We start from the raw sequence: 24,295 nt of genomic DNA, 5'->3' as shown, positions 1-24,295 counted from the left end.
GCCCTGCAGCTATGTTTCGTTTAAGCCTGCGCTGAAGGCGCGTCGCGGACGACCAGGACGGGCACCGGCGCCAGCCTCAGGATCTGCTCGGCGCCACTGCCCAGCAGCACCCGTCCCAGGCCGCGCCGGCCGTGGGAGCCGACCACGATGAGATCGGCATTCCAGAGCTTGGCCGCCTCGGCCACCGACTCTCCCAGGCGTTTGCCCGGTTCATCGCAAAGCAACTGGCTTGCAGTGACTCCGGCCGACCCGGCGATGGCCGTCGCATCCGTCAGGACTTTGGCGCCGCTTTCGCGCATCATGCCGACCAGATCGGCCGACCAGGTGCCATAGGGGTCGACTCCACCCAGGTAAGCCGCCTCATTGAAGGCGTGCAGCAGCCGTACGCTGGCGCTGGTTTCCCGCGCCATCGCCAGGCCGGCGACAAGGGCCTTGTTGGAGGTGTCGCTGCCGTCCACGGGAATCAGGATTCGCTTGAACATGGTGAATGCCTCATGTGAGTTGAAACGTTATCCATGGTGGCGATTTTGGGGAGCAGCATGTTGATGCGGATCAAATGTGGACAGATTCGCGACGGTCGGAAGGGCTTCCGGGCGCAGGTCAATCGATTTGCTGCGTTTCACGCATTGGCCGTAATAACCGGGTCTTGGCCCGTGGTGTCCCCGTGGGGGCTGACCTCTGTACCGGCACGGCCCGCCAGCATCTCCTCGATCTGGGCCAGCGAGCCTATCAAAGCCTTCTTGCCGGTCTTGAGCACAAAGCCGGTGGCAGCCTGTACCTTAGGGCCCATGGAGCCTGCGGGGAAGCTATGGCCCAGCAATTCCTGTGGCCTGATCTTGCCGATGGCGTGCTGTGCGGGCGTTCCCCAGCCCAGGTAGACGGCATCCACGTCGGTGGCGATCACCAGGCAGTCGGCCCCCAGTTCCCGCGCGAGCAGGGCGCCCGTCAGGTCCTTATCGATCACGGCATCGATGCCTTGAAGAGAATGCCCGCCGGCGGTGCGCACCACCGGGATGCCGCCACCCCCCGCGGCGATCACCACTGCCTCATGCTGCAGCAGCCAGCTGATCGGGTCCATGCCCAGCACACGCGTAGGGAGAGGCGAAGCCACGACGCGCCTGAAGCCTGCACCGTCCGGCGCGACATGCCAGTGCATGGCTTGCGCAAGCCGTTCGGCTTCCTCCTTCGTGTAAACAGGTCCTATAGGTTTGGTGGGCTTCCCGAAAGCCGGATCGGCGGGGTCGACTTCCACACGCGTAAGCAGGGTGACCACGGGGCGGCCGGGTGGAAGGTGGTTGGCAAGTTCCTGCTCCAGCAGGTAACCGATCATGCCTTCGGTTTGCGCACCCAATACGTCAAGCGGATAGGGCGCCACTGCCGCGTAGGCCGAGTTCTGCAGCGCCAGCAGGCCTATCTGGGGCCCGTTGCCGTGAGTCACCACCAACTCATGACGAAGCGCGACGCGGGCCAGTTGGGCCGCCACGCTCCGGATGTTTTCCAGCAGGTTCTGCGCGCTGAGCGACTGGCCCCGGCGCAGCAAGGCATTGCCGCCCAGCGCAATCACCAGCTTCATGCGAGCGTGGCCACAAGCACGGCCTTGATGGTGTGCATGCGGTTTTCCGCCTGCGTGAACACGATGGATGCATCGGACTCGAAGACCTCGTCGGTCACCTCTATTTCGCTGAGGCCGTAGCGTTCGTGGATCTGGCGCCCTACCTCGGTGTCCAGGTTGTGGAAAGCCGGCAGGCAATGCATGAAGCGGGTTCGCGGCTTGCCGGTAGCCTTCATCAAGGCGCTGTTGACCTGGAAGGGCAGCAACTGCTCAATCCTGAGCTTCCAGGTGTCGTCGGGCTCACCCATGGACACCCAGACGTCGGTGTAGAGAAAGTCAGCGTCCTTGACAGCCTCGGCCGGATCGTTGCTGAGGGTGATGCGCGCGCCTGTTGTCCTGGCCAGCTCGCGCATTTCGCTCACCAGCCCGGGCGGTGGCATCAGCGCGGCGGGTGCGGCGATGCGCACGTCCATGCCCATCTGCGTGCCGCCCACCAGCAGCGAGCAGCCCATGTTGAAGCGGGCGTCGCCCAGGTAGCAAAAAGACAGTTCATGCAGCGGCTTTTCGCCGAACTCCTGCATGGTCAGCAGGTCGGCCAGCACCTGGGTCGGGTGCGACTCATCTGTGAGCCCGTTCCAGACTGGGACGTGCGAGAAGCGCGCGATTTCTTCCACCACCGTCTGGTGAAAGCCGCGGTACTCGATGCCGTCGTACAGCCGCCCCAGCACCCGCGCCGTGTCCTTGAGAGACTCCTTGTGCCCCAGCTGTGAGCTGACCGGGTCGATGTAGGTCACGTGGCCGCCCTGGTCGTGCACCGCGACTTCGAAGGCGCAACGCGTTCGGGTGGAAGCTTTCTCGAAAATCAGCGCGATGTTTTTGCCCTTGAGGCGCGCGAGCTCATTGCCCGCGTATTTCGAGCGCTTGAGCTCGGCGGCCAGGTCCAGCAGGAAGCGGATGTCCCGCGGGGAAAAATCCTTGAGGTCCAGAAGACTGCGGTTGTGAAGGTTGAAGCTCATGGGTAGCCGTCTTTCGTGGATGCCTCAATGGCGGGTCAGGCAGCGTCACGCTCAATCGGACAGGACATGCAGTGGCTGCCGCCGCGGCCCCGGCCCAGCTCCCCGCTGGGGATTGTGATGACCTCGACACCGGCCTTGCGCAGAAGGGTGTTGGTGTGGGTGTTGCGGTTGTAGGCCATGACAACGCCGGGCGACAGTGCCAGCACGTTGTTGCCGTCGTCCCACTGTTCGCGCTCGGCTTCATAGGCATTGCCGCCGGTGGCGACAACGCGCAGCTTTGCAATACCCAGCGCCTGGGCGAGCACGTCAAGAAAGGGGCCGGTTTCTGCCCTGACATCCAGCGCGCCGGCTTCGTTGCCGGGTCTGAGGCTGAACACGCGTATGGCCTGCACGATCTCGGGAAACACCGTCACCAGGTCGCGGTCGCAAAAAGTCAGCACCGTGTCCAGGTGCATGGCCCCGCGCGACTTGGGCAGCTGGGCGGCCAGCACCCGGGTCGCGGCGCCGCGGGCAAACAGGCTGCGCGCCAGCTGGCTCACGGCCTGCGGCGAGGTCCGCTCGCCCATGCCGATCAGCACCAGGCCCTGGCCCAGAGGCATGATATCGCCGCCTTCGAGCGAGGCCTGCGCGTGCGGCTGGCCCGGATCACCCCACCACTCGGCGACCTTGCCGGCAAACGCAGGGTGAAAACGGTAGACGGCCGCCATGAGCAGGGTTTCCTGCCGGCGTGCGGGCCAGTACATGGCGCCCAGCACCACACCGTCGCCTATCCAGCAACTGCTGTCGCGCGTGAAGAGGGTATTGGGAAGGGCGGGCAATAACAGGTCGGAGGCGCTCGCGCACGCGGCCGTAAGACCCGGCAACTTGAAGGGCAGGTCCACCGGCGTCAGCCCGCCAATCAGGAACTCGGCCAGGCGGGCCGGCGGCAGTTCTTGCAGCCAGGGTCGCAGCACGGCGGCGGCTTCCAGGTCGATGCCGGTCAGCTTGCGGTCCAGCAGCCAGTCGCGCACCGCTGGGTCGCTGACTGTGACTGCGAGAAGGTCGTGCAATTCCAGCACTTCCACGCCTTGCTCCGTCATGGCGCTGGTGAACGCGTAATGGTCGTTTTTTGCCTGCGCGACCCACATCACATCGTCGAACAGCATGCTTTGGCAGTTCGCGGGCGTCAGGCGCATATGCGCCAGGCCCGGCCTGCAGACCAGTACCTTGCGCAGCCGGCCCGTCTCTGAATGAACGCCGGCCATCACAGGCTCAACTGACCGGTGGCGAGCATCCAGCCGGCCACCGCTGCGAGCGCGAGCACGGCTGCGAGCATGGCTTTCTCGCCAGCGGTAAAGGGCTGTTTGTTGCCCTGCCGTTTGGCGATGAAATACAGGGCCGCGCCGGGGGCGTAGAGCAGAGCGCTCAGCAGGAGGTATTTGGCGCCGGCGGCATACAGCAGCCACAGGCAGTACACCGACGCGAGCGCGGCCACCGGCAGGTCCAGCGACCCGCCGGCGGTGCCTTCCCTCGTTGGGCCCTCACCGCGCAGCAGCACCTTCAGGCCGTAAAGCGCGCTGAACAGGTAGGGCAGCAAAATCATCGCGGTCGACAGCGAGATCAGGGCCAGGTAGGAAGCCTTGGAGACCAGCGTGACGATGAGGAAGATCTGAACCATGGCGCTGCTCAGCCACAGGGCATTGGCCGGCACGCCCTTGCCGCTTTGGCGGCCCAGCCATTCGGGCATCACGCCGCTGTTGGCCGGTGTGAAGAGCGACTCCGCAGCGAGCAATGTCCAGGCCAGGAAGCCACCGCCGACGGAAACGATGAGGCCGACATAAATCAGCACAGCGCCCCAGGTGCCCACGGCTTTCTCAAGCACGCTGGCCATGGAGGGATTCTTCAATCCGGCAAGTTCGGGCTGCGTGAAGATGCCCAGGGACAGCAACGAGACGGCCATCAACAGTGCCAGGCAGATCAGAAAACCAATCACCGTGGCCTTGCCGACGTCCTTGCGCTGCCGCGCGCGCGCCGAATAGACACTGGCGCCTTCGATGCCGATGAACACCCACACCGTCACCAGCATGGTGCTCTTGACCTGGTCAAGTACGGAGCCGAGTTTGGCGCTGCCCCAGAAGTCCAGGCTGAAGGTGGGCGCCTGGAAAGCGGCGGCGGCCAGCACAATGAACAGCAGCAACGGAATGACTTTGGCGACTGTGACAATCGCATTGACCCAGGCAGCGGTGTTGATGCCGCGCAGCACCAGCGCGTGCACGATCCACAGGACTATCGACGCTCCGGCCACGGCCGCGGGCGTGTTGCCTTCGCCGAAAGCTGGAAAGAAATAACCGAGCGCACCGAAGGCGGCCACCAGGTAGCCGACGTTGCCGATCCAGGCGCTGATCCAGTACCCCCAGGCGGAGTTAAAGCCGATGTACTCGCCTGACAGCGCGCGGGCATAGGCATAGACGCCGTTGTCCAGTTCGGGCTTGCGCAGGGCCAGCATCTGGTAGACGCGCGCCAGCACCAGCATGCCCACGCCCGTGACCAGCCAGCCGATCAGGATGGCACCCGCGCCGGCGCCCGCCGCCATGTTTTGCGGCAGGCCGAAAATGCCGCTGCCGATGATGGAGCCCGTCACCAGCGCGACCAGCAGCCCCAGGCCCAAACCGCCCTGCGCCTGGCGTGTGGTGGGAATAGCCCGCGGCGGCGACACGGGGGAGCGGGTATTTGACAGTGTGTTCATGGCAGGCCTTCCGTAAAAGATGATCGGCTACTTGACCAGCAGCACCGGCACGTCAACGTCCGCCACTACCCGCTGGGCAACGCTGCCGAGCAGGGCGCGGCCCAGCAAACCATGGCCATGGGTGCCCATGACCAGCATGTGTACCTTTTCACGTTTCACCGCCTGCGCGATTTGTGTGGCCGGTGTGCCGGCGACCCAGGAGGCCCGGAAAGTGATGTCATGGCGTTTGAGAAAGCGTTCTATAGGCTCCAGCACTTTCTGGGCTTCGTCGCGGTGGTAGGCATGTACCGTGGCGGCGCCCACCATGGACTTGACGCGTGGAGGAACAGCGATCTGTACATTGAGCACGATCAACTCCGCGTCGGGCCCCATCAGGGTTTCGTGCGTGACCAGAAAGGCGAGGGCTTTTTTTGTGAACTTGCTGCCGTCAACGGCCAGAAGGACTTTCATGGTTGTCTCCGGAAAATGGAAAAAAATGAGACGGCGCGCGCTCAGCGCAGGACAAGGACGGGGATGCTGCTGTGCGTGAGCACCTGCTGGGTCTCGCTTCCGAGCAGGATGCGAGAGAGGCCCTTGCGGCCGTGCGAGGCCATGACGATGAGGTCGCACTTGTTCTTTTTGGCTGCGGCCAGGATGGCGGTGGCTACGAGGTCGGACTTGGCGATCACGGATTTGGCCTGGACGCCCGCAGCCTCGGCGGCCTTTTGCGCCGCGTCGGCAATGGCCTGACCCTTGCCGGTCCATTCCTTTTCAATGCGCCCGACTTCCTGCGGCGAAATTGTGGCGCCGCCCTCAAAGTAGCTCATGGGATAGCGCGGCACGACGTTGAGCGCCACGAGTCCGGCATCCAAAGACACGGCAAGGGCGATGGCGTCCTTGACCGCTTTTCTGGAAAGCGTCGAACCGTCGGTGGCAACAAGAATGCGCTTGTACATGGTGGGTTCTCCTGTGTTGATTCGTTTGCAGTCTAGGAGCGCCGCGGCGGCCCGGTCTTGATTCATGTCAAGGGCGCGGCAGATGACGTCGGCCCTCCACTGTGGCGCTTCCGGTGAGATCTTTCGATGTGCGCAAAACCGCATCGGCCGGGAAGCTATCCGAAGCAGCTTCAGGGCGCGGCGGAAATCCTCTGCGGCGGCCCGGGCAAGACGAGTCCGACGGGAGCGGTGCGCGGATACCGGTAAATCGTGTCATTCAGGTAGCCTGCCACTTCCACGATATCCGCCTCGTCCCATTGCAGCCCGGTGTTGCCTTGCCAGAGGCGAACCTGCACTTTCAGGCTCTCCCAGTCATGGGCGCGCCGGTTGTTGCGCCAGTGCATCTCCGAGGTGTGGCAAGCAATGCAGTGCGTCGTGTACAACAACTCCCCGCGGGTTTGTACGGGCATCGTCTGGCCATGCGCCGACAGGCCGGCGAACCCGATGGCGGCCAGCACAAGATACCGGCCGGGAAATGCTTTGGTGGAGGGTGATGGCATGGGGTGACTGTGCGCGCAGTATCGGGTGCCGTCTGTTCGCCAGCAGACTTAGACCACGGCCCCAAACAGCGCGCCCACACCCGCGGTAATGCCCATGGCCAGCGCACCCCAGAAAGTCACGCGCCATGCGCCGGGCAGGATCCCCGCGCCGCCCGCGTGGGCGGCCATCGCGCCCAGAAAGGCCAAAAATGCCAGGGAGGTTCCCGACACCCACCAGATCAGTGTGGCGCCGGGCGCCATCGCGGTAACGACCAACGGCAAAAGGGCGCCACATGCAAAGCTGGCCGCCGACGCGAGCGCGGCCTGTATGGGCCGGGCGGCCATGCTGTCGTGAATTCCCAACTCGTCGCGCGCGTGTGAACCCAGGGCGTCATGAGCCATGAGCTGCTCCGCAACCTGCCGCGCAAGCGCATCGTCCAGCCCGCGCGCGATGTAGATGGCGGTCAGTTCGCGGTGTTCGGCCACGGGGTCTTTTTCAAGTTCGGCCCGCTCCCGGGCCAGGTCGGCCTTCTCGGTATCGGACTGCGAGTGCACCGACACGTATTCGCCCGCGGCCATCGACATCGCGCCGGCCACCAGGGCTGCCACGCCCGTCATCAGCACATTGCCGTGTGTGGCGCTGGCGGCGGCCACTCCCACTATCAGGCTGGCGGTCGATACGATGCCGTCATTGGCACCCAGAACGGCAGCGCGAAGCCATCCGATGCGTGAAGTCCTGTGCCATTCAATATGTCTCATGCACTCATCCTTCGTTTAGGGGGTAGTTTGAATCAGCGGCGGCCGGGAAGCATGCGAGCCAGCGTGTTGTCACGCAGCCGGTAGTGGTGATACAAGGCCGCCAATGCATGCAAGCCCACCAGGAAATACCCCGCTGTCGCTCCCGCTTCGTGGACTTCCTTGATCCAGCCCGCCGCATCTTTGCTCTCGGCCATCAGCGCGGGCAGTTGCAGCCCAAAAAAAGGAATGGGCTGACCACGGGCGCTGAGTATCAGCCATCCCGCCAGGGGCATCCCTATCATGAGCAGATAAAGCCCCGCCTGCACCAGCCAGGCCAGGCGGCTTTGCCACAGCGGCGGTGCCGGGGCTACGGGTGGGGCGCGATGCCGGAGATTGACCGCCAGGCGAAGCCAGGCCAGCACAAAGACGGACAGGCCCAGCATGTAGTGCCAGGCCCTCAGCCCGTTGCGCATGTCGCTGCCCTTGGGAAAGGCGTCACTGAGCTCCATGCAGAGGTAGACCGCCGCCAGCAAGACAAGCATGAACCAGTGCAAGCCGATGGAGAGCGCACCGTAGCGGTTTTCCGGGTGGGGTTTTGACATCATGGTGTTTCTCCGGCGTCGTCAGGGTGAAGTCTTCACTGCGGGCCGCCGGCCGCGGCGGTTCGCGTTTGCGCATGTCTGCGCCATGCCCGGCTGGCCAGTTTGCGCAATTCGGCGTGCCACAGGACCGTGCTGGCCATGGCGGCGCACAGCAGCCATTGTTCAAACGTAAGGGGCACCGTGCCGAAAGCGTAGTTCAGAAACTCCAGGTTGACCACCGCGATCTGCAGGCCCAACGACAAGCCCAGCGCGGCCCATAGCCATGGGTTGGAGAAAAGGCCGCGAAACGCGGAGGCGGATTCCGAGCGCGCGTTGAAGGCATTGAACAGGTGCGCCAGCACCAGCACGGTGAAGCCGGCGGTGCGGGCGACGGCCAGGTCCTGGTTGCCCTCGATCAGCCCGCCAGGCAACAACATGTCCATGGTCAGGAGCGTCACCACCGCGATGACGGCGCCGGTCTGCAATATCCCCGACCACATGCGGCCATCGATCACGCGCTCATCGCGGGTGCGGGGCTTTCGCGCCATGACGTCGCCGACCGCGGGGTCTATGCCCATGGCCAGCGCCGGCCAGGAGTCGGTGATGAGGTTGAGCCAGAGGATCTGTGTGGCCAGCAGGGGCAGTACCACCGCAACGCCGGGGGCTTGAAGCCCGATGACGCCGGCACCCACCACACCCAGGAACACCGTCAACACCTCCCCCATGTTGGAGGACAGCAGGTAGCGCAGGAATTTCCGGATGTTGTCAAAAATGCCGCGCCCTTCGCGCACCGCCTCCACGATGGTGGCGAAGTTGTCGTCGGCCAGGATCATCCGGGCGGCCTGCCGTGTCACTTCGGTGCCGGTCAGGCCCATCGCGATGCCGATGTCCGCGGACTTCAATGCGGGGGCATCGTTCACGCCGTCGCCTGTCATGGCCACCACCTGGCCGTCGGCCTGCAGCGCATCCACGATGCGCTGCTTGTGCGCCGGCGCGACACGCGCATACACCGACGTCTGGCGAACCGCGGCGGCAAATTCCGCATCCTCCAGACTGTCCATCTCAATGCCGGTCAGCGCGGGCGATTGCGCGCCGCGGATTCCGAGGTCCGCGGCAATGCGCAGCGCCGTGCGCGGGTGGTCGCCCGTGATCATGATGACGCGGATGCCGGCACGCTGGGCCTGGCGTATCGCCACGGCCGCTTCCTCGCGCGGCGGATCCATCAGGCCGGCCGTGCCGACGTAGACCAAGTCTTCTTCCAGTGATGTGGATGCCGGGTCTTCACCGGCGTGCAGTGGACGGAAGGCAACGGCCAGTGTGCGCAAGGCCGCGTCCGAGAGGGTGTCGACGTTGCGGAGCAGGGCGGCCTTGCGGGCGGCATCCATCATCACGGTTGCCGCGCCCACCTTCACATGGGTGCAGCGCTCGATCAGCACGTCCGGCGCGCCTTTGCTGATGAGCATGGCGGCGCCACCTTGGTCATGGTCACGCTCAATCACCGACATCATTTTCCGGTCCGACGTGAACGGAATCTCCCTGATGCGGTCATAGCGGCCGGCGCGTGCCTGGAGTGAAGGGTCGAGCTTGCGCGCGGCGACCAGGAAAGCCGCCTCCGTGGCATCGCCCTGAATCCGCCAGATGCCGGCGGAGTCCTGCCGCAGGCCGGCATTGCCCGCCAGGCTGCCGCCCAGCAGCGCAAACGCCACCTCTTCCCGCAGCGGCCCGGCGGCGAGTTCGCCGCCGGCCTGCTCGACGCGGCCCTCAGGTACATAGCCCACGCCCGTCACCTCCACCATGCCGGATGCCGTTGCAATGCGCGTCAGGGTCATTTCCGCGCGCGTCAGTGTGCCTGTCTTGTCCGTGCAAATGACGGAGGCGCAGCCCAGTGTTTCCACGGACGACAGGTTTTTGATGATCGCCTTGTGCCTGGCCATGCGCTGCACCCCCATGGCCAGCACCACCGACAGGATGGCGGGCAGGCCTTCCGGAACCGCCGCCACCGCCAGCGCCACGCCGAGAAGCAGCACAGCGATGACGTCGCCGGCCGTGCGCAGTTCTGACAGCATCAGGATGGTGGCCACCACCACGGTGGCAATAATGAGCACCGCGATGCCGAGCATCCGGCCCAGCCGGCTTACTTCCCGCGTCAAAGGGGTAGGCGCTTGCGACGTCGCCTCGAGCATGGCGGCAATGGCGCCCATTTCGGTGTTCATGCCGGTAGCCGTGACTACCGCGCGGCCCGTGCCCTGGGTGATGGCCGTGCCCCTGAAGACCATGTTCACGCGGTCGCCCAGCGCGGCCGGGGCCCGCAACGAAGCGGTGCTTTTCAGCACGGCGAAGCTTTCCCCGGTCAGCGAGGCCTCGTGGACACGCAGGGCGGTGGCGGCCGCCAGCCGCGCGTCGGCGCCCACCACGTCCCCCTCATTCAGGACCAGCAGGTCGCCCCGCACCAGCGACGCCAGCGCCACTTTTTGCACGCGGCCGTCCCTCATCAGCGAAGAACTCGCCTGCGTGAGTTTGGCCAGGGCCACCACCGCGCCGCGCGCCTTGGCCTGCTGAACGTAGCCCAGCGCGGCATTGAGCAGGACGACGACGGCAATCACCAGCGCGTCAATCGGCCAGCCTTGCCGCCCGTCCATGGCCCATGCGAGCAGCGAAATGGCAATGGCCGCTAGCAGTAAATAGATCAGGGGGTCCTGGAACTGCGAGAGAATGCGCCGCCACGCACTCACGGGCGGCGCGGCGTTGAGGGTATTGGGCCCTTGCGCGCCAAGCCGCCGTGACGCCTCGCCGGAAGAAAGGCCGCGCAGCAGGTCCGCGCCCGTGCTCGCGGCGACGTCCTCGATCTCGCGCACCGACGGGTCGCAGGGTGTTTCGGGCTGCGGGCTTTCTTCAGCGGCGCGGGGAATTTTCATCGTTGTCTTTTTTTATCCGGTTTTGCCCAGGCGGCGGCAAACGGCAAGCCAGCCTGGAGGCTGCACTCGGCAGGTGCCAGTCTGGCGGCTGCGGAAGGTCCGCCGCTTGTCCTGGATCAAGGCGATGCCACTTCGGCAAACCCTGCATTGCTGTTATCGCAAACATCCGCCTATCGGACTGTTCGATAACGTACAGAGAGGCGCCGCACCCGCCCAGGCTTGATCCATATCAAGGGCGCGGCATGCCGTGCCGGCTACCCTTGCGTCATGCAAACCGCCATCGCCCCGGCTTCCGCCGGTCTCTTGCCGCCCGCCGCCGCATGGGCCGTGCTCGACGAGTCGGCCGAATGGGAGGGCTTTAGCCGGCCGGTCGCGGGGCGCGAGGGCTGGTGGGAGTCGTACCTGGCGCTGGAGGGCATGCACTGCGCGGCCTGTGCGCTCACGGTCGAGGAGGTTTTGCGCAAGCTGCCCGGCGTGGATACGGTCCAGGTCAACGGCGTGACTGCCACGGCGCGGCTTCAGTGGCATCCGCAGACCACGCAGCCTTCTTATTGGATTGCGGCATTGCACCAGGCCGGTTACGGCGCCTTGCCGGCAGGCGACCTGCTGCTGGCCGGCCGCAGGGTGCAGGCTCAGCGGGTGATGTTGTGGCGCTGGCTGGTGGCGGGTTTTTGCATGATGCAGGTCATGATGTACGCGGCACCGGCCTATCTGGCGCCGGCGGGCGAGATCACGCCCGACATCCAGGCGCTGCTGGGCTGGGCCTCCTGGGTGCTGACCCTGCCGGTGCTGCTGTTTTCCTGCTGGCCGTTTTTTGCGGCGGCGCTGCGCGATGTGCGCAACCTGCGCATCGGCATGGACGTGCCGGTGGCGCTGGGCGTGCTGATCGCCTTCGGTGCCAGCACGGCCGCGACCTTTGACCCGGCGGGCCCCTGGGGTGACCATGCCTCGTACGACTCGGTGCCCATGTTCGTTTTTTTTCTGCTGTCGGGCCGACTGCTGGAGCAGCGCCTGCGCGACCGCACCGCCGGTGCGCTGGAGGCGCTGATGCGGCGCCTTCCGGACAGCGTGGAGCGGCGGGAAGCCGATGGCAGTTTCCGCGCGGTGGCCGTGCGCCGCCTTGTCGCCGGCGACTTGATTCGGGTGCTGCCTGGTCAGGCTTTCCCCGCTGATGGGGCCGTTGAGGGCGGTGAGAGCCGGGTCGACCAGTCGCTGCTCACCGGCGAATCCAAACCCCTGCTGCGGCGGGTGGGCGATGGTGTCATTGCCGGCAGCCACAACCTCACGGGTGTGCTGCAGGTGCGCGTGCTGCGCGTCGGGCCGGAAACCCGGTACGCCGAAATCGTGGCCCTGATGGAGCAGGCCTCAGTCGAAAAGCCAGGCCTGGTGCAACTGGTGGACCGCGTCGCCAGTCCCTTCCTGGTGGCCGTGCTGCTGGCGAGCGCCGCCGCAGCCGTGTGGTGGTGGCCTTTTGGTCAGGCGCATGCGCTGGCGGTCGCGGTCGCGGTGCTCATCGTGACCTGCCCTTGCGCCTTGTCGCTGGCCACGCCGGCGGCCATGCTGGCCGGCGCGGGCGCACTGGCCCGGCGCGGCGTGCTGGTGCGCAAATTGCAGGCGCTGGAAAGCTGCGCTGCCATCGACACCGTGATCTTCGACAAGACCGGCACGTTGACAGAAGACCGCATGCAAGTCGTGATGGCCCATACGCCTGCCGGTGTGAACCGCGACGAGGCGTGTGACTGGGCGGGGGCGCTGGCCAGGCACTCGCTGCATCCGGTCTCGCGCGCCATCGCCGCCCGCTTTCCCGCAGCGGACTGGGTGGCCAGCGAAGTGGAGGAGGTTACCGGACGGGGCCTGCGCGGCAAGGTGGCCCGGTTGGACGGCAGTGAGCCGCATTACCTCAACCTGGGGGCGGCCTTTTTTTGCGGCGTGCCTGTGCCGGGCCGCGATGTGCCGGTGTTGCAGGCCCATCTGTCCGATGGCGAGCACTACCTCGCGGGTTTCGAGCTTGACGAAGCGATGCGGCCAGACGCGGCCCAGGCCGTGGACGCGTTGCTCAAGCTCGGTGTCCGCGTGCAGCTGCTTTCGGGCGATACGGGCCAGGCTGTCGCCCACCTGGCGCGCCGGGCAGGCATTGAGTGGTGCTTTGGCGAATGTACGCCTGAGGTCAAACTGGAACATGTGCGCCGCCTTCAGCGCGAGGGCCATCGCGTCATGATGGTGGGTGACGGCATGAACGACGGGCCGGTACTGGCCGTGGCTGATGCGTCCATGGCCATGGGTCAGGCCGTGCCGGTGGCTCAGGCAAGGTCGGATTTCATCATGACCGGCAACCGGCTGCTCACGGTGCCAGCCCTTGTCGCGCAGGCGCGGCGCACCCGGGCGGTCGTGCGCCAGAACCTGTTGTGGGCAGCGGTTTACAACGCGACCTGCGTACCGCTGGCGGTTTTTGGCTATATGCCCACATGGCTGGCCGGCTTCGGCATGGCGGCCAGCTCGCTGCTGGTGGTGGCCAACTCGGCCAGGCTGGCGCGCACCCCGCCGGAGAACTAGATGGATATCCTGTTCCTCTTGATCCCACTCTCAGTCGTGCTGGCCTTGCTGATCATCGGCGCACTGGGCTGGGCGGTATGGCGAGGTCAGTTCGAGGCGCTTGAGCAGGAAGCCGAGCGCATTCTGCACACTGATTGACCTGCATCAAATGGCGCGACCCGTGCCGCATCGACACTTTGAAGCATCAAGACAAAAGGTGCTTCATGAACGAAGAAACGACACGAGGGATCGCCTATCACGACAAGGTGGTTCGCCAGTTTTCACTGGCAGCTGTGCTCTGGGGTGTGGTCGGCATGGCTGTGGGCCTTTTCATCGCCGCGCAGCTGGCATGGCCTGAACTGAACTTCGGCATTCCCTGGCTGAGCTACGGCCGGCTCAGGCCGCTGCACACCAATGCGGTCATCTTCGCCTTCGGCGGCTGCGCATTGATCGGCAGCAGCTACTACGTGGTCCAGCGCACCAGCAGCGTGCCGCTGTTTGCACCGCGGCTGGCAGCCTTTACCTTCTGGGGCTGGCAACTGGTCATCCTGGGCGCCGCGATCAGCCTGCCGCTGGGTTACACCACCGGCAAGGAGTACGCCGAACTCGAATGGCCCATCGACATCCTGATCACCCTGGTCTGGGTGTCCTATGCCATCGTCTTTTTCGGCACGCTGGGAATCCGCAAGGTCCGGCACATCTACGTGGCCAACTGGTTCTACGGCGCCTTCATTCTTGCGGTGGCGGTGCTGCATGTGGTCAACAGCGCGGAGATTCCGGCCGGCTGGATGAAATCCTATTCCGCTTATGCGGGTGTGCAGGACGCGATGGTGCAGTGGTGGTACGGCCACAACGCCGTGGGTTTCTTCCTCACCGCGGGCTTCCTGGGCATGATGTATTACTTCATCCCCAAGCAGGCGGAGCGGCCGGTCTACAGCTACCGCCTGTCCATCGTCCACTTCTGGGCGCTGATCTTCACCTATATGTGGGCGGGTCCGCACCACCTGCACTACACGGCCTTGCCCGACTGGACGCAGTCAGTGGGTATGGTGTTTTCGCTGATCCTGCTGGCGCCCAGTTGGGGCGGGATGATCAACGGCGTGATGACCCTGTCGGGCGCCTGGCACAAGCTGCGCGAAGACCCCATCCTGCGCTTTTTGATCGTGTCGTTGTCGTTCTATGGCATGAGCACCTTCGAGGGCCCGCTGATGTCCATCAAGACCGTCAATGCGCTGTCGCACTACACGGATTGGACCGTGGGCCACGTGCATTCGGGTGCCCTGGGCTGGGTGGGCCTGATTTCCATGGGCACGCTGTATTACATGATTCCCCGCCTGTTCGGGCAAAAGCAGATGTATTCGGTGCGCGCCATCGAGGTGCATTTCTGGACGGCCACCGTGGGCATCGTGCTCTACATCGCCGCCATGTGGATCGCCGGCGTGATGCAGGGTCTGATGTGGCGCGCCATCAACGCCGACGGAACCCTGACCTACACCTTCGTCGAATCGGTGAAGGCCACCTATCCCTTCTACGTGGTGCGTTTCTTTGGCGGGCTTTTGTACCTTGGCGGCATGGTACTGATGGCCTGGAACGTCTGCATGACGGTGGCCAAGGGCCGCCCCGTCCGGGTGCCGGTGCCGGCGCTGGCTCACGCATAACAAGAGAAGAAAGCACATCCCATGAAAGACGAAACCCCCTCTGCGGCCGGCTTCTCGCACGAGAAGATCGAAACCAACAACTTCCTGATGATCATCCTGATCCTGCTGGTGATCGCCGTGGGCGGCCTGGTGGAAATCGTGCCGCTGTTCTTCCAGAAGTCGACCACCGCACCGCTTGAAGGCGTGAAGCCTTATGGTGCGTTGCAGCTGGCCGGCCGCGACATCTACCTGCGCGAGGGTTGCTACAACTGCCACTCGCAGATGATCCGACCGTTTCGCGCGGAGACGTTGCGCTACGGGCACTACTCGGTGGCCGGCGAATTTGTCTACGACCATCCCTTCCAGTGGGGCAGCAAGCGCACGGGTCCCGACCTGCACCGCGTAGGTGGCAAATACACCGACGAATGGCACCGTATCCACCTGAACAATCCGCGCGACCTGGTCCCTGAATCCAACATGCCGGCCTATAGCTGGCTGGAGAAGAAGCCCGTCGACCCCGCCGACATGGCGCCCCGCATGACAGCACTGCGCAGGGTGGGGGTGCCTTACACCGACGCCGAAATCGCCGAGGCCGCTGGTGTGGTGAAGGGCAAGACGGAAATGGATGCCCTGGTGGCCTATCTGCAAGTTATGGGCAAGGCCCTGAAGTAAAGGAGAGCGACATGGACGTCAACACGCTGCGCATCATCGCTACCCTGCTGTGTTTTGCCACCTTCGTCGGTCTGCTGGTGTGGGCCTATTCCAGCCGTAACCGCACGCGGTTTGAAGAGGACGCAAAGATCCCCTTCCTGCAGGACTAGGGGGTAGCGCCATGCAAGACCTCTTCACCGGTTTTTTATTCACTGCACAACACATCGGGTGTGAGCCATGAGCGATTTCACAGACAACTTCTGGTCCTGGTATGTGGCCGCGCTGACCTTGATCGGCATCCTCGGTGCCCTGGTCCTGCTGTGGGCGACGGCCCGCAAAAAAATACCCCAGAACAGCGACAACACGACGGGCCACGTCTGGGATGAAGACCTGCGCGAGTCCAACAACCCGATGCCGCGCTGGTGGATGTGGCTGTTCGTGATCAGCGTGATCTATTCCTTGCTCTACCTGGTCGCTTACCCGGGCCTTGGTGCTTACCCGGGCGAAATGGGCTGGAGCACGCGTGGCGAATACAACACCGCGATGGACAACGCAGACAAGGAGCTTGCACCGCTGTACGCCGGCTTCACCGCCAAAAGCGCGGACGAGCTCGCCGGCGACGCCAATGTCATGGCGGTGGGCGAGCGCCTCTTCATGAACAACTGCGCCCAGTGCCACGGCTCGGACGCGCGCGGCAGCAAGGGCTTTCCCAACCTCGCCGACACCGACTGGCTGCACGGCGGCTCAACCGAAAAAATCAGGGAGACCCTGACCGTGGGCCGCAAGGGCCAGATGCCGCCCATGGCAGCCGCTGTCGGTACAGCGGATGATGTCAAGAACGTGGCGAATTACGTCCTTAGCCTGTCCGGTGGTCCCCACGATTCACTGCGCGCGCAGCTCGGCAAATCCAAATTCACCGCCTGCGCGGCCTGCCACGGCATGGACGGCAAGGGCAATACCGCGATAGGCGCGCCCAACCTGGCCGACGACATCTGGCTGCACGGCTGGGGAGAGCAGGCCATCGTCGACATTGTGAACAAAGGCAAAACCAACGAAATGCCTGCGCAGGCCGGCAAGCTCACGGAAGCGCAGATCCATGTGTTGACAGCTTACATCTGGGGGCTCTCCAACAAAGCCGCTGCGGCAAAACTTTGAGGCGACAGTGACCCAGCTGCCTTTGCGAAAAATCATTCCCATCGTGCCAGCGGCAGAGCCGGCAGGGGAGTCGCTGTACGAGGCGCAAAAGAAAATCTACCCGCGTTCCGTGAGCGGGCTGTTTGCGCGCTGGCGCTGGGCATTCGTCATCTTGACGCAGCTGTTTTTCTACGGCTTGCCGTGGCTGCAGTGGGGGCAGCGCCAGGCGGTGCTGTTCGACCTGGAGGCGCGGCGCTTTTATCTCTTCGGTTATGTGCTGTACCCGCAGGACTTCATCTACCTGACCGGCCTGCTGGTCGCCAGCGCTTTGTCGCTGTTCCTGTTCACGGCGGTTGCGGGCCGGCTTTGGTGCGGCTTTGCCTGCCCGCAGACGGTGTACACCGAAATCTTCCTCTGGATAGAGCGCAAGGTGGAGGGCGACCGCACGGCCAGGTTGCGGCTGGACGGCGCCCCGTTCTCGCTGGAAAAACTGGTCAAGAAGTGGTTCAAGCACATCCTCTGGATAGGTGTGGCGATGTGGACCGGCTTTACCTTTGTCGCTTATTTCGTGCCGGCCCGCGAGCTGATCCTGCAGTTCTTGCAGACCAAAATGGGCGGCTGGGAAATCTTCTGGGTCTTGTTCTACGGTTTCGCCACTTACGGCAATGCCGGCTTCCTGCGTGAGCAGGTGTGCAAATACATGTGCCCCTATGCGCGCTTCCAGAGCGCGATGTTTGACAAAGACACGTTGATTGTGAGTTACGACCCCGCGCGGGGTGAACCGCGCGGCGCCAGGTCGCGCCATGCCGACGCCGCGGCATTGTCCCTGGGCGCCTGTGTCGATTGCACCCTGTGCGTGCAGGTTTGCCCGACAGGCATAGACATCCGCGAGGGCCTGCAGTATGAGTGCATAGGCTGCGCGGCATGCGTGGATGTGTGTGATGGTGTGATGGACAAAATGGGTTATACGCGGGGTCTGATCCGCTTCACCACCCAGAACGCGCTCGCCGGAAAATGGGGTGCTTCACGCATGCTGCGGCAGGTGCTGCGCCCGCGCGTGCTGGTCTATACGGCGCTGCTCGGCGTACTGTGCCTGACACTTCTCTGGAGCCTGGTGGCGCGCATGCCGTTGAAGGTCGACGTCGTGCGGGACCGTGCCGCGCTTTCGCGCATCGTGGCGGGCGGGCGGCTGGAAAATGTTTACCGGCTGCAGATCATGAACGCCACCGAGCAGCCGCAGCGCTACACGATTGCGGCCGCCGGACTGGAGAGCCTGACGGTCGCCTCTGAGGCTGAAGTCAGCGTGGGCCCCACCGAATCCCGCTGGGTCGCGGTGCGGCTGCAGATTCCCTACGGCTCGGCGTCGGCCGGCTCGCACGCCATCGTGTTCCGTGTCGGCGATGAAAGCGGGCGTGCCCACGTCGAAGAAAAATCCGTGTTCCTTGTTCCGCGATGAATCGCGATGAAAGGCCCCTCATGAATTCCATTCCCACCCAAGCCACTCCATGGTGGAAGCACGGCCATGTCTGGCTGGTGATTTCCGGGCCCGCCGCAGTGGTCGTGGCAGGCGTGGTGACAGCCTTCCTGGCCGTCAAGTATCCGGATGCCGTGATAGGCGGACAGGAGCCGGCGCGGGCCTCGCGCACCAATGCGCTGCATCAACCCAGGGCACTGGCGCCGGCCCTGGAGGGGCGCAATCACGCGGCCACACCCGACAAAACGGCTCGTCCCTGATCGCCTGCAACGCAAAGAGGAGACCCCATGATTTCAGCCAACAAGATACTGGGCATCGCCTGGCCGGCCTTTCTGTCGGCCTGCCTGCTGGAACTGCTGCTCTTCGGACTGTTCGACCCTGAGGAAATGCTGCGTTACGGGCAACCCGCGGGGCTGTCCCGGCTGGCACTGCAGACCGCCGCCTTTTTTGTGTTCTGGCTTGCCTGCGCGGCCTCCAGCGCCTTGACGGTGCTGCTGATGGGGCCTGTGCCGGCTTCCGCAGAAAGGGCCGGGCGGTAAGATCGGGTTCCACTCCCGAAGCTGCCCCATGTCCCTGTTCCCCCACGTCGGTGACGCGGTGCCCAAGCGCCGGCGCTCCATGGCCATCGCACTGGCCGTGATGGCAACCCTGACGCTGCTGGCCGCCGTCCATCTGGCGTCCAGCCCACAATCGCTGCCGGGCCTGCCGCTGGTTGCAGCGCTGGCCGCCGCCACATGCGGCATTGCCTGGCTGCTGGCCGGGCGTGACGCGGCGCGAGACCGTATCGGCAAGCAAGCGCTGGAGGGCGCGGACGCGAGGCTGGCCGGTCTGCTGGATTCGGCCATGGACGCCATCATCACTGTGGACAGCAAGCAGAACGTGCTCTTGTACAACAAGGCGGCCGAGAAGATATTCGGCTGGCCCACGCGCGAGATGCTGGGCCAGCCGCTCACACGGTTGATTCCACAGCGGCACCAGGGGGCACACGGCGAGCAGGTTCGGCGTTTCGGTCAGACCGGCACAACCTCCAGGCGCATGGGAGATGGCACGGTGCTGTATGGGCGGAGGTCCAGCGGCGAGGAGTTTCCGCTGGAAGCTTCCATCTCGCAGCTCGATACCGCGCATGGCAAGCTTTACACCGTGATCCTGCGCGACGTGACTGAGCGGGTCCGCGCGAGCGAGGAACTGAGCGCCTTCGCCTCGGCGGCCCACGCCATCCGTGAAAGCGAAAAAACACGGATCGCGCGCGAGCTGCACGACGAACTCGCGCAGTCATTGACGGCGATCAAGATGGACGCCACCTGGATTCGGGAAGCCTTGCCCCCGGATGCAGGTGCCGTGCGGGCCAAACTGGACGACATGCTCGGCTTGCTGGACACCACGGTGGCCGCCACGCGCCGCATCGCGTCAGATTTGCGGCCGTTGCTGCTGGACGACCTGGGCCTGGTGCCGGCCATCCAGTGGCTCACCCATAATTTCACCCAGCGTCACGGCGTGGTGTGCAAGCTGTCGCTGGACGAGGAGGTTGAGCTGGCCGAACCGTATGCCACGGCGGTGTTCCGCATTGTGCAAGAGTCGCTCGTGAACGTGGCAAAGCACGCGAGTGCGTCGCAAGTCGATGTACGCATAGCGAGGACTGATGCGGCCGTGGTCCTCGACGTGAGCGATGACGGTGCCGGGTTCGCGCCGGACGCCCCGCGCAAGCCCGGCTCGCTGGGCCTGATGGGTCTGCGCGAGCGGGCCCGCCTGCTGCAGGGGACGGTGGACATAGACACCGCGCCTGGCCAGGGAACTCGTATACGGGTCAGCATCCCGGTGCCCGAAACAGGAGACATCACGTGATCAGGATTGTGATTGCCGACGACCATTCCATCGTGCGGGAGGGGCTCAAGCGTATCGTGTCCTCCATCGAGGACATGGAGGTCGCCGGCGAGGCCGGCAACGGGACGGAAGTCATGCAGCGCGTGCGCGAGCTGGCCTTCGACGTGCTGGTGCTGGACCTCTCCATGCCGGGGCGCAGCGGCATGGAGCTCATCAAGCTGATTCGCGGCGAAAAGCCGCAGCTGCGCATCCTGGTCCTGAGCATGCACCAGGAGCTGCAGTACGCCGTGCGCGCCATCAAGAACGGCGCCAGCGGCTACCTGACCAAAGAGAGCGCGCCGGACCAGCTGGAGCAGGCCATACGCAAGGTGGCTTCAGGCGGCGCCTTCATCAGCGCCGAAGTGGCCGAGCAACTCGCGCTGGGTGCGATGCCCGGCAGCCAGGCAGTGCCGCATGAAAGCCTTTCGAATCGCGAGTTTGAAGTGTTGCAATTGCTGGTGGCCGGCGTTTCCCTGACGGACATCGGGACGAAGCTGAACCTGTCGGTCAAGACCGTCAGCACCCACAAGACCAACCTCATGCAGAAAATGGGCTTGCAAAACCAGAGCGAGTTGATCCGTTATGCGCTCAAGCATGGACTGACCGAGCCACTGGACCCCTGAGGCCCACCGGTCTGCTGCGGAAAGCGGCCTTGTGTTGACAACGATCAACACAGCCTCGGGCGCCTCTCCCTACAGTCAGGGTATCCAAACTCTGCACCGGAGGTGTTCCATGAGCAATGAACTCAAACAACTGCTGGTCCATGCCGACGCCTCGCCGCAATTCGCGCAACGCCTTGAATTTTCCTGCCGGCTTGCCGCGCAGTACGGCGCCGGCATCACGGCGCTTTATGCCTCGCCTTCGGCCTCCGAGGCGCTTCCCGTTGCCTCCGGCATGGGGACCGGCCTGGCCGTGAGGCGGGAGAACGTACAGGACACCGAACTGGCGCGGGCGCGCTCGGTGTTCGAACAGATCCGGCCTGCGGGGCTGCCGGCCGCATGGGCTGAAGTCCATGAATTTCCGCTGCTATCGGCCTTTGCCGGGCAGGCGCTCTATGCCGACCTGCTGGTGCTGGGCCAGCACGGCCCGGGCGAGGGTTGGTCCACGCTGATGCCGGCGGATTTTCCGGAGGCTGTGATTGCCCTGAGCGGGCGGCCGGCACTGGTGCTGCCCTACACGTCGGCAAAACCGGGTTTGCCGGGCAATGTGGTGATCGCCTGGAAGCCCACCCGCGGAGCCGCACGCGCGGTGACCGCGGCCCTCCCCATCCTGCGCAACGCAAACTCGGTGCATATCCTGAGCTGGGGCGTTGATGCCGTGGCGGCTACGGGCGCAGGTCCGAATATCGTCTCTTACCTGAAGGCCCACGGTGTCCAGGCCAGCTGGCACCGGGAAAATGTGGAAGGCGCGGAACCCGGGAACCTGGGCGACCTGCTGCTGTCGCGCGCATTCGATCTGCAGGCGGACTTGCTGGTGATGGGCTGCTATGGCCGCGCCCGCGCCTATGAATGGGTATTGGGCGGCGCATCCCGGACCGTGCTTAAAAGCATGACGCTACCCGTGTTGATGGCGCATTAAGCGGGCGCGCTGGTCGGTACAGGCTCGGAAATTTCCGAGTCTGGATCGGAGCGCCGGTGCCGGCGAACCAGCCTTATCCGAGCCGGCCTTTCAGCAAAAGACGATGTCCCTGCCGCGCCGCCTGCGCGACAGTAAGGGCATGCAACACACCGCTTCACCCACCCGGGTCTTTCTGGCCGACGACTCCGCGCTGAGCCGCCGCAGCGTTGCCGAAATGCTTACCGCCCGGGGCGTGGTGGTCGCGGGCCAGGCCGATACGCCGGAGTCTGCGGTCTCGGGCATCCTGGCGACGCAGCCCGATGTGGTGGTGCTTGACGTGCAATTCGAGAAGGGCACGGGCATGCAGGTGCTGCAGTCCATCCTCAAAACCACGCAAGACATTCCTTTCATCATCCTCAGCAACCATGCCGAGGCCGCCTACCGTGCGCGCTACCTGGCTGCGGGCGCTGCCTGTTTTCTCGATAAACACGCCGAGTTTTACCAACTCGGGGACACCGTGGCAATGCTTGCGCAGCCGCGGCGTGTGGATCAGTCCGTTTCTTCCTCCCAATCCAAGGAGTCATCATGCCCATAGCCTGTTCATCCGCCAGCGGCACTTCATCCGTCAGCGGCATTTCATCCGCCGCTATCCTGCCACTGAAGACTCACTGCTCGAACTGCAACCTGCGCGACCTCTGCCTGCCCTGCGGCATGAAGCCCGCCGATGTGGATGGACTGGACGATCTCCACTTCAGCCGGACGAAGGTCAAGGCGGGGCAGACGCTCTACCACGAGGGCCAAGCTTTCCGCAACATTTATGCGGTGCGTATCGGCACCTTCAAATCCAGCCTGACGCTGGCAGATGGCCGTGAGCAGGTCAGCGGCTTCCAGATGGCCGGTGAACTGATGGGCCTGGACGGTATTGCCAACGGCGCGTATGCCAGCAACTCCACTGCACTCGAAGACACTGAAGTCTGCACCATTCCCTACGACCAGATCAGCGGCCTGGCTGCGACCAGTGCCGACATGCAGCAGGCCGTCAGCCGGCTGATGAGCCGGGAAATCGTCAAGGAGCACAGCCTGATGATGCTGTTGGGCAGCATGAATGCCGAAGAGCGGCTGGCTGCCTTCCTGCTCAACCTGTCACAGCGGCTCAAGTTGCGTGGCTACTCAGCCAGCGAATTCCACTTGCGCATGTCGCGCGCCGAAATCGGCAGCTACCTGGGCATGAAGCTGGAGACCGTGAGCCGCACCTTTTCCGCCTTCCTGCAGCAGGGCATCCTGGAAGTCGACAAACGCCACATCCGCATCCTCGACCACGCGGCCCTCAAACACGTCTTCGATACCCGGGTTCACTGAACGACCATCGACTGGGTGGCCGGGGTACCGGAAAAATCCGTCCATTGCCGCCGCTCGAAGTCATAAAGCTTGCAGCGGCGCGCCGTATCGAAGTACCAGTGCCAGGAAAAAGGCTGTACGACGATGTGGCCAGGCAGCCTGGCCTCCAGCATGGCCTGCGCCTGTTTCAGGCGGTACAGCGGCACGCCCATGTCTACGTGATGGGCCGTGTGCTCCATGATGTGGTGCAGCGCCGCGCCGAAAAACGAGTTGAAGGTCAGGTGCACGGTGGTGGAGACAAAGGGGTTGGCGTCCGACCAGCTTTTTTTGTTGTCATACCAGGCGATCTGGGTGTGCGTGTGGTGCACGTAGACCACAAAACCTATCAGGCCGTTCCACACTAACAGCGGCAGGAAAAAGCCAGCGGCCAAAAGCCAGAGCGCCGACTGACCGGTAGACCCTGCCGCGATCACAAGGCCTGCGATCCAGGCTGCGGCAGCGGCAGTGACCAGCAAGCTGTCCGCGACAAAAATGCCGCGCCGCGTAGGCATCACGGCTTTGGACGGGAAGTAAAGCCGCTTCCACCAGATTTCCACGAGGTAGTAGAGCCAGGGCGCCCAGCCGCTGCGGTAGGCGCGCTCCAGCCACTGTTTCCAGACGGGCATGCTTTCATAGGCCTCAAGGGTCGCGGGCTGCCATACGAAATCAAAGCCGCTGAGGTTGGTGTAGCCGTGGTGCACGATGTTGTGCCCGACATCCCACAGGCTGTAGGGCGTGAGCGAGGGCAAAAAAAGCAGGCGGCCCAGCCAGCGGTTGAGTTTGCGGTGTGGGGTGAAGCTCTGGTGGCACGCGTCGTGGCCGAGGATAAACAGCCTCGCGATCATGAAGCCGGCCAAGAGGGCCATGAGCACCTGGAGGGCAGGGTGGCCCGCGAGCACTGCCCCGGCCATGCATGCAGCGAACAGGGCAAAGTCCATCAGGGCCAGCGCCAACGCGAGGCCGGTGTTTTTGGTCGAGACAGGAAGAAGCCAGGAACGCAGGACTTTTCGGTGCGGAAGGACGGTGGCTTGGTTTTCTTGGATTGCTTGTGAGAGGGACATGAGATGAAGGGTTGGCAGCCGGGGCCGTTGAC

At 64.4% G+C, this 24,295-nt stretch carries 26 protein-coding genes; 14 read left to right on the top strand and 12 right to left on the bottom strand.

All coding sequences use genetic code 11. The features are described from left to right. Window positions 1-20: 20 nt before the first annotated feature. The 11 genes from AC1DVV_RS16325 to AC1DVV_RS16275 all read right to left on the bottom strand — a co-directional run bounded on the left by AC1DVV_RS16325 (window position 21) and on the right by AC1DVV_RS16275 (window position 10,980). Entirely contained in the window at window positions 21-482 is a 462-nt protein-coding gene (locus tag AC1DVV_RS16325) for a universal stress protein (protein WP_457281538.1), read from the bottom strand. Between the two features lie 137 nt (window positions 483-619). Next, window positions 620-1,573, bottom strand: coding sequence for a carbamate kinase (gene arcC, locus AC1DVV_RS16320; RefSeq protein WP_477689500.1), 954 nt, complete (start codon window positions 1,571-1,573; stop codon window positions 620-622). Beyond that, on the bottom strand, window positions 1,570-2,568 hold the full coding sequence (argF, locus tag AC1DVV_RS16315; protein ID WP_477687010.1) for an ornithine carbamoyltransferase: 999 nt from the start codon (window positions 2,566-2,568) through the stop codon (window positions 1,570-1,572). Before argF ends, arcC begins: the two co-directional genes overlap by 4 nt. Before the next feature lie 35 nt (window positions 2,569-2,603). Beyond that, window positions 2,604-3,812 carry an arginine deiminase gene (locus AC1DVV_RS16310; RefSeq protein WP_477666413.1) on the bottom strand — a complete coding sequence of 403 codons (1,209 nt, stop codon included), beginning with the start codon at window positions 3,810-3,812 and terminating at the stop codon, window positions 2,604-2,606. After that, a complete protein-coding gene (gene arcD / locus AC1DVV_RS16305) occupies window positions 3,812-5,293 on the bottom strand; it encodes an arginine-ornithine antiporter (protein WP_477689501.1) in 1,482 nt (493 codons plus the stop codon). Before arcD ends, AC1DVV_RS16310 begins: the two co-directional genes overlap by 1 nt. A 27-nt stretch (window positions 5,294-5,320) precedes the next feature. Beyond that, window positions 5,321-5,743, bottom strand: coding sequence for a universal stress protein (locus AC1DVV_RS16300; RefSeq protein ID WP_457281533.1), 423 nt, complete (start codon window positions 5,741-5,743; stop codon window positions 5,321-5,323). A 41-nt stretch (window positions 5,744-5,784) separates the two neighbouring features. Then, entirely contained in the window at window positions 5,785-6,228 is a 444-nt protein-coding gene (locus AC1DVV_RS16295; protein WP_477687014.1) for a universal stress protein, read from the bottom strand. 170 nt (window positions 6,229-6,398) lie between these two features. Then, window positions 6,399-6,767: a cytochrome C gene (locus tag AC1DVV_RS16290; RefSeq protein ID WP_457281531.1), complete on the bottom strand. Its 369-nt coding sequence runs from the start codon at window positions 6,765-6,767 to the stop codon at window positions 6,399-6,401. A gap of 48 nt (window positions 6,768-6,815) precedes the next feature. Beyond that, on the bottom strand, window positions 6,816-7,505 hold the full coding sequence (locus AC1DVV_RS16285; RefSeq protein ID WP_477689503.1) for a VIT1/CCC1 transporter family protein: 690 nt from the start codon (window positions 7,503-7,505) through the stop codon (window positions 6,816-6,818). A 32-nt stretch (window positions 7,506-7,537) separates the two neighbouring features. Continuing rightward, on the bottom strand, window positions 7,538-8,086 hold the full coding sequence (locus AC1DVV_RS16280; RefSeq protein ID WP_457281659.1) for a cytochrome b: 549 nt from the start codon (window positions 8,084-8,086) through the stop codon (window positions 7,538-7,540). A gap of 35 nt (window positions 8,087-8,121) precedes the next feature. Beyond that, the gene (locus AC1DVV_RS16275) at window positions 8,122-10,980 is read right to left on the bottom strand and encodes a cation-translocating P-type ATPase (RefSeq protein ID WP_477701529.1); all 2,859 of its coding nucleotides are present in this window, start codon (window positions 10,978-10,980) and stop codon (window positions 8,122-8,124) included. A gap of 267 nt (window positions 10,981-11,247) precedes the next feature. Here AC1DVV_RS16275 and AC1DVV_RS16270 point away from each other — a divergent pair, with 267 nt between their 5' ends. The 14 genes from AC1DVV_RS16270 (at window position 11,248) to AC1DVV_RS16205 (ending at window position 23,184) form a co-directional block, all read left to right on the top strand. Continuing rightward, window positions 11,248-13,533, top strand: a complete 2,286-nt coding sequence (locus tag AC1DVV_RS16270) for a heavy metal translocating P-type ATPase (protein ID WP_477701530.1) — start codon at window positions 11,248-11,250, stop codon at window positions 13,531-13,533. Then, a complete protein-coding gene (gene ccoS / locus AC1DVV_RS16265; RefSeq protein WP_431095040.1) occupies window positions 13,534-13,671 on the top strand; it encodes a cbb3-type cytochrome oxidase assembly protein CcoS in 138 nt (45 codons plus the stop codon). Window positions 13,672-13,736: 65 nt separating this feature from the next. Then, entirely contained in the window at window positions 13,737-15,170 is a 1,434-nt protein-coding gene (ccoN, locus tag AC1DVV_RS16260) for a cytochrome-c oxidase, cbb3-type subunit I (protein ID WP_457281527.1), read from the top strand. 21 nt (window positions 15,171-15,191) lie between these two features. Further along, a complete protein-coding gene (gene ccoO, locus AC1DVV_RS16255) occupies window positions 15,192-15,821 on the top strand; it encodes a cytochrome-c oxidase, cbb3-type subunit II (RefSeq protein ID WP_457281526.1) in 630 nt (209 codons plus the stop codon). Window positions 15,822-15,832: 11 nt separating this feature from the next. Beyond that, window positions 15,833-15,970 carry a cbb3-type cytochrome oxidase subunit 3 gene (locus tag AC1DVV_RS16250; RefSeq protein ID WP_457281525.1) on the top strand — a complete coding sequence of 46 codons (138 nt, stop codon included), beginning with the start codon at window positions 15,833-15,835 and terminating at the stop codon, window positions 15,968-15,970. A gap of 67 nt (window positions 15,971-16,037) precedes the next feature. Next, window positions 16,038-16,955 (top strand): cytochrome-c oxidase, cbb3-type subunit III, encoded by a 918-nt coding sequence (ccoP, locus tag AC1DVV_RS16245; RefSeq protein ID WP_477701531.1) that lies wholly within the window; start codon window positions 16,038-16,040, stop codon window positions 16,953-16,955. A 7-nt stretch (window positions 16,956-16,962) separates the two neighbouring features. Continuing rightward, window positions 16,963-18,390, top strand: a complete 1,428-nt coding sequence (gene ccoG, locus AC1DVV_RS16240) for a cytochrome c oxidase accessory protein CcoG (RefSeq protein WP_477666419.1) — start codon at window positions 16,963-16,965, stop codon at window positions 18,388-18,390. Window positions 18,391-18,410: 20 nt separating this feature from the next. Further along, window positions 18,411-18,668 carry a nitrogen fixation protein FixH gene (locus AC1DVV_RS16235; protein WP_477666420.1) on the top strand — a complete coding sequence of 86 codons (258 nt, stop codon included), beginning with the start codon at window positions 18,411-18,413 and terminating at the stop codon, window positions 18,666-18,668. A gap of 27 nt (window positions 18,669-18,695) precedes the next feature. Beyond that, a complete protein-coding gene (locus AC1DVV_RS16230) occupies window positions 18,696-18,947 on the top strand; it encodes a hypothetical protein (protein WP_457281521.1) in 252 nt (83 codons plus the stop codon). A 28-nt stretch (window positions 18,948-18,975) separates the two neighbouring features. Beyond that, window positions 18,976-20,250: a PAS domain-containing sensor histidine kinase gene (locus AC1DVV_RS16225; protein ID WP_477666421.1), complete on the top strand. Its 1,275-nt coding sequence runs from the start codon at window positions 18,976-18,978 to the stop codon at window positions 20,248-20,250. Next, complete coding sequence (locus AC1DVV_RS16220) at window positions 20,247-20,891, top strand: response regulator (RefSeq protein WP_477666422.1); 645 nt, start codon at window positions 20,247-20,249, stop codon at window positions 20,889-20,891. The genes AC1DVV_RS16225 and AC1DVV_RS16220 overlap by 4 nt, the downstream gene beginning before the upstream one ends. A gap of 109 nt (window positions 20,892-21,000) precedes the next feature. Then, a complete protein-coding gene (locus AC1DVV_RS16215; protein WP_477666423.1) occupies window positions 21,001-21,846 on the top strand; it encodes a universal stress protein in 846 nt (281 codons plus the stop codon). Window positions 21,847-21,949: 103 nt separating this feature from the next. Further along, on the top strand, window positions 21,950-22,420 hold the full coding sequence (locus tag AC1DVV_RS16210) for a response regulator (RefSeq protein ID WP_477666424.1): 471 nt from the start codon (window positions 21,950-21,952) through the stop codon (window positions 22,418-22,420). Continuing rightward, complete coding sequence (locus AC1DVV_RS16205; RefSeq protein WP_477701532.1) at window positions 22,411-23,184, top strand: helix-turn-helix domain-containing protein; 774 nt, start codon at window positions 22,411-22,413, stop codon at window positions 23,182-23,184. Before AC1DVV_RS16210 ends, AC1DVV_RS16205 begins: the two co-directional genes overlap by 10 nt. Here AC1DVV_RS16205 and AC1DVV_RS16200 read toward each other — a convergent pair. Next, a complete protein-coding gene (locus AC1DVV_RS16200; RefSeq protein ID WP_477689506.1) occupies window positions 23,178-24,263 on the bottom strand; it encodes a fatty acid desaturase in 1,086 nt (361 codons plus the stop codon). The genes AC1DVV_RS16205 and AC1DVV_RS16200 overlap by 7 nt on opposite strands. Window positions 24,264-24,295: the final 32 nt, after the last annotated feature.

The organism is Polaromonas sp. P3_B4, from assembly GCF_056402835.1.
This window is presented reverse-complemented; position numbering and strand designations above follow the sequence as displayed.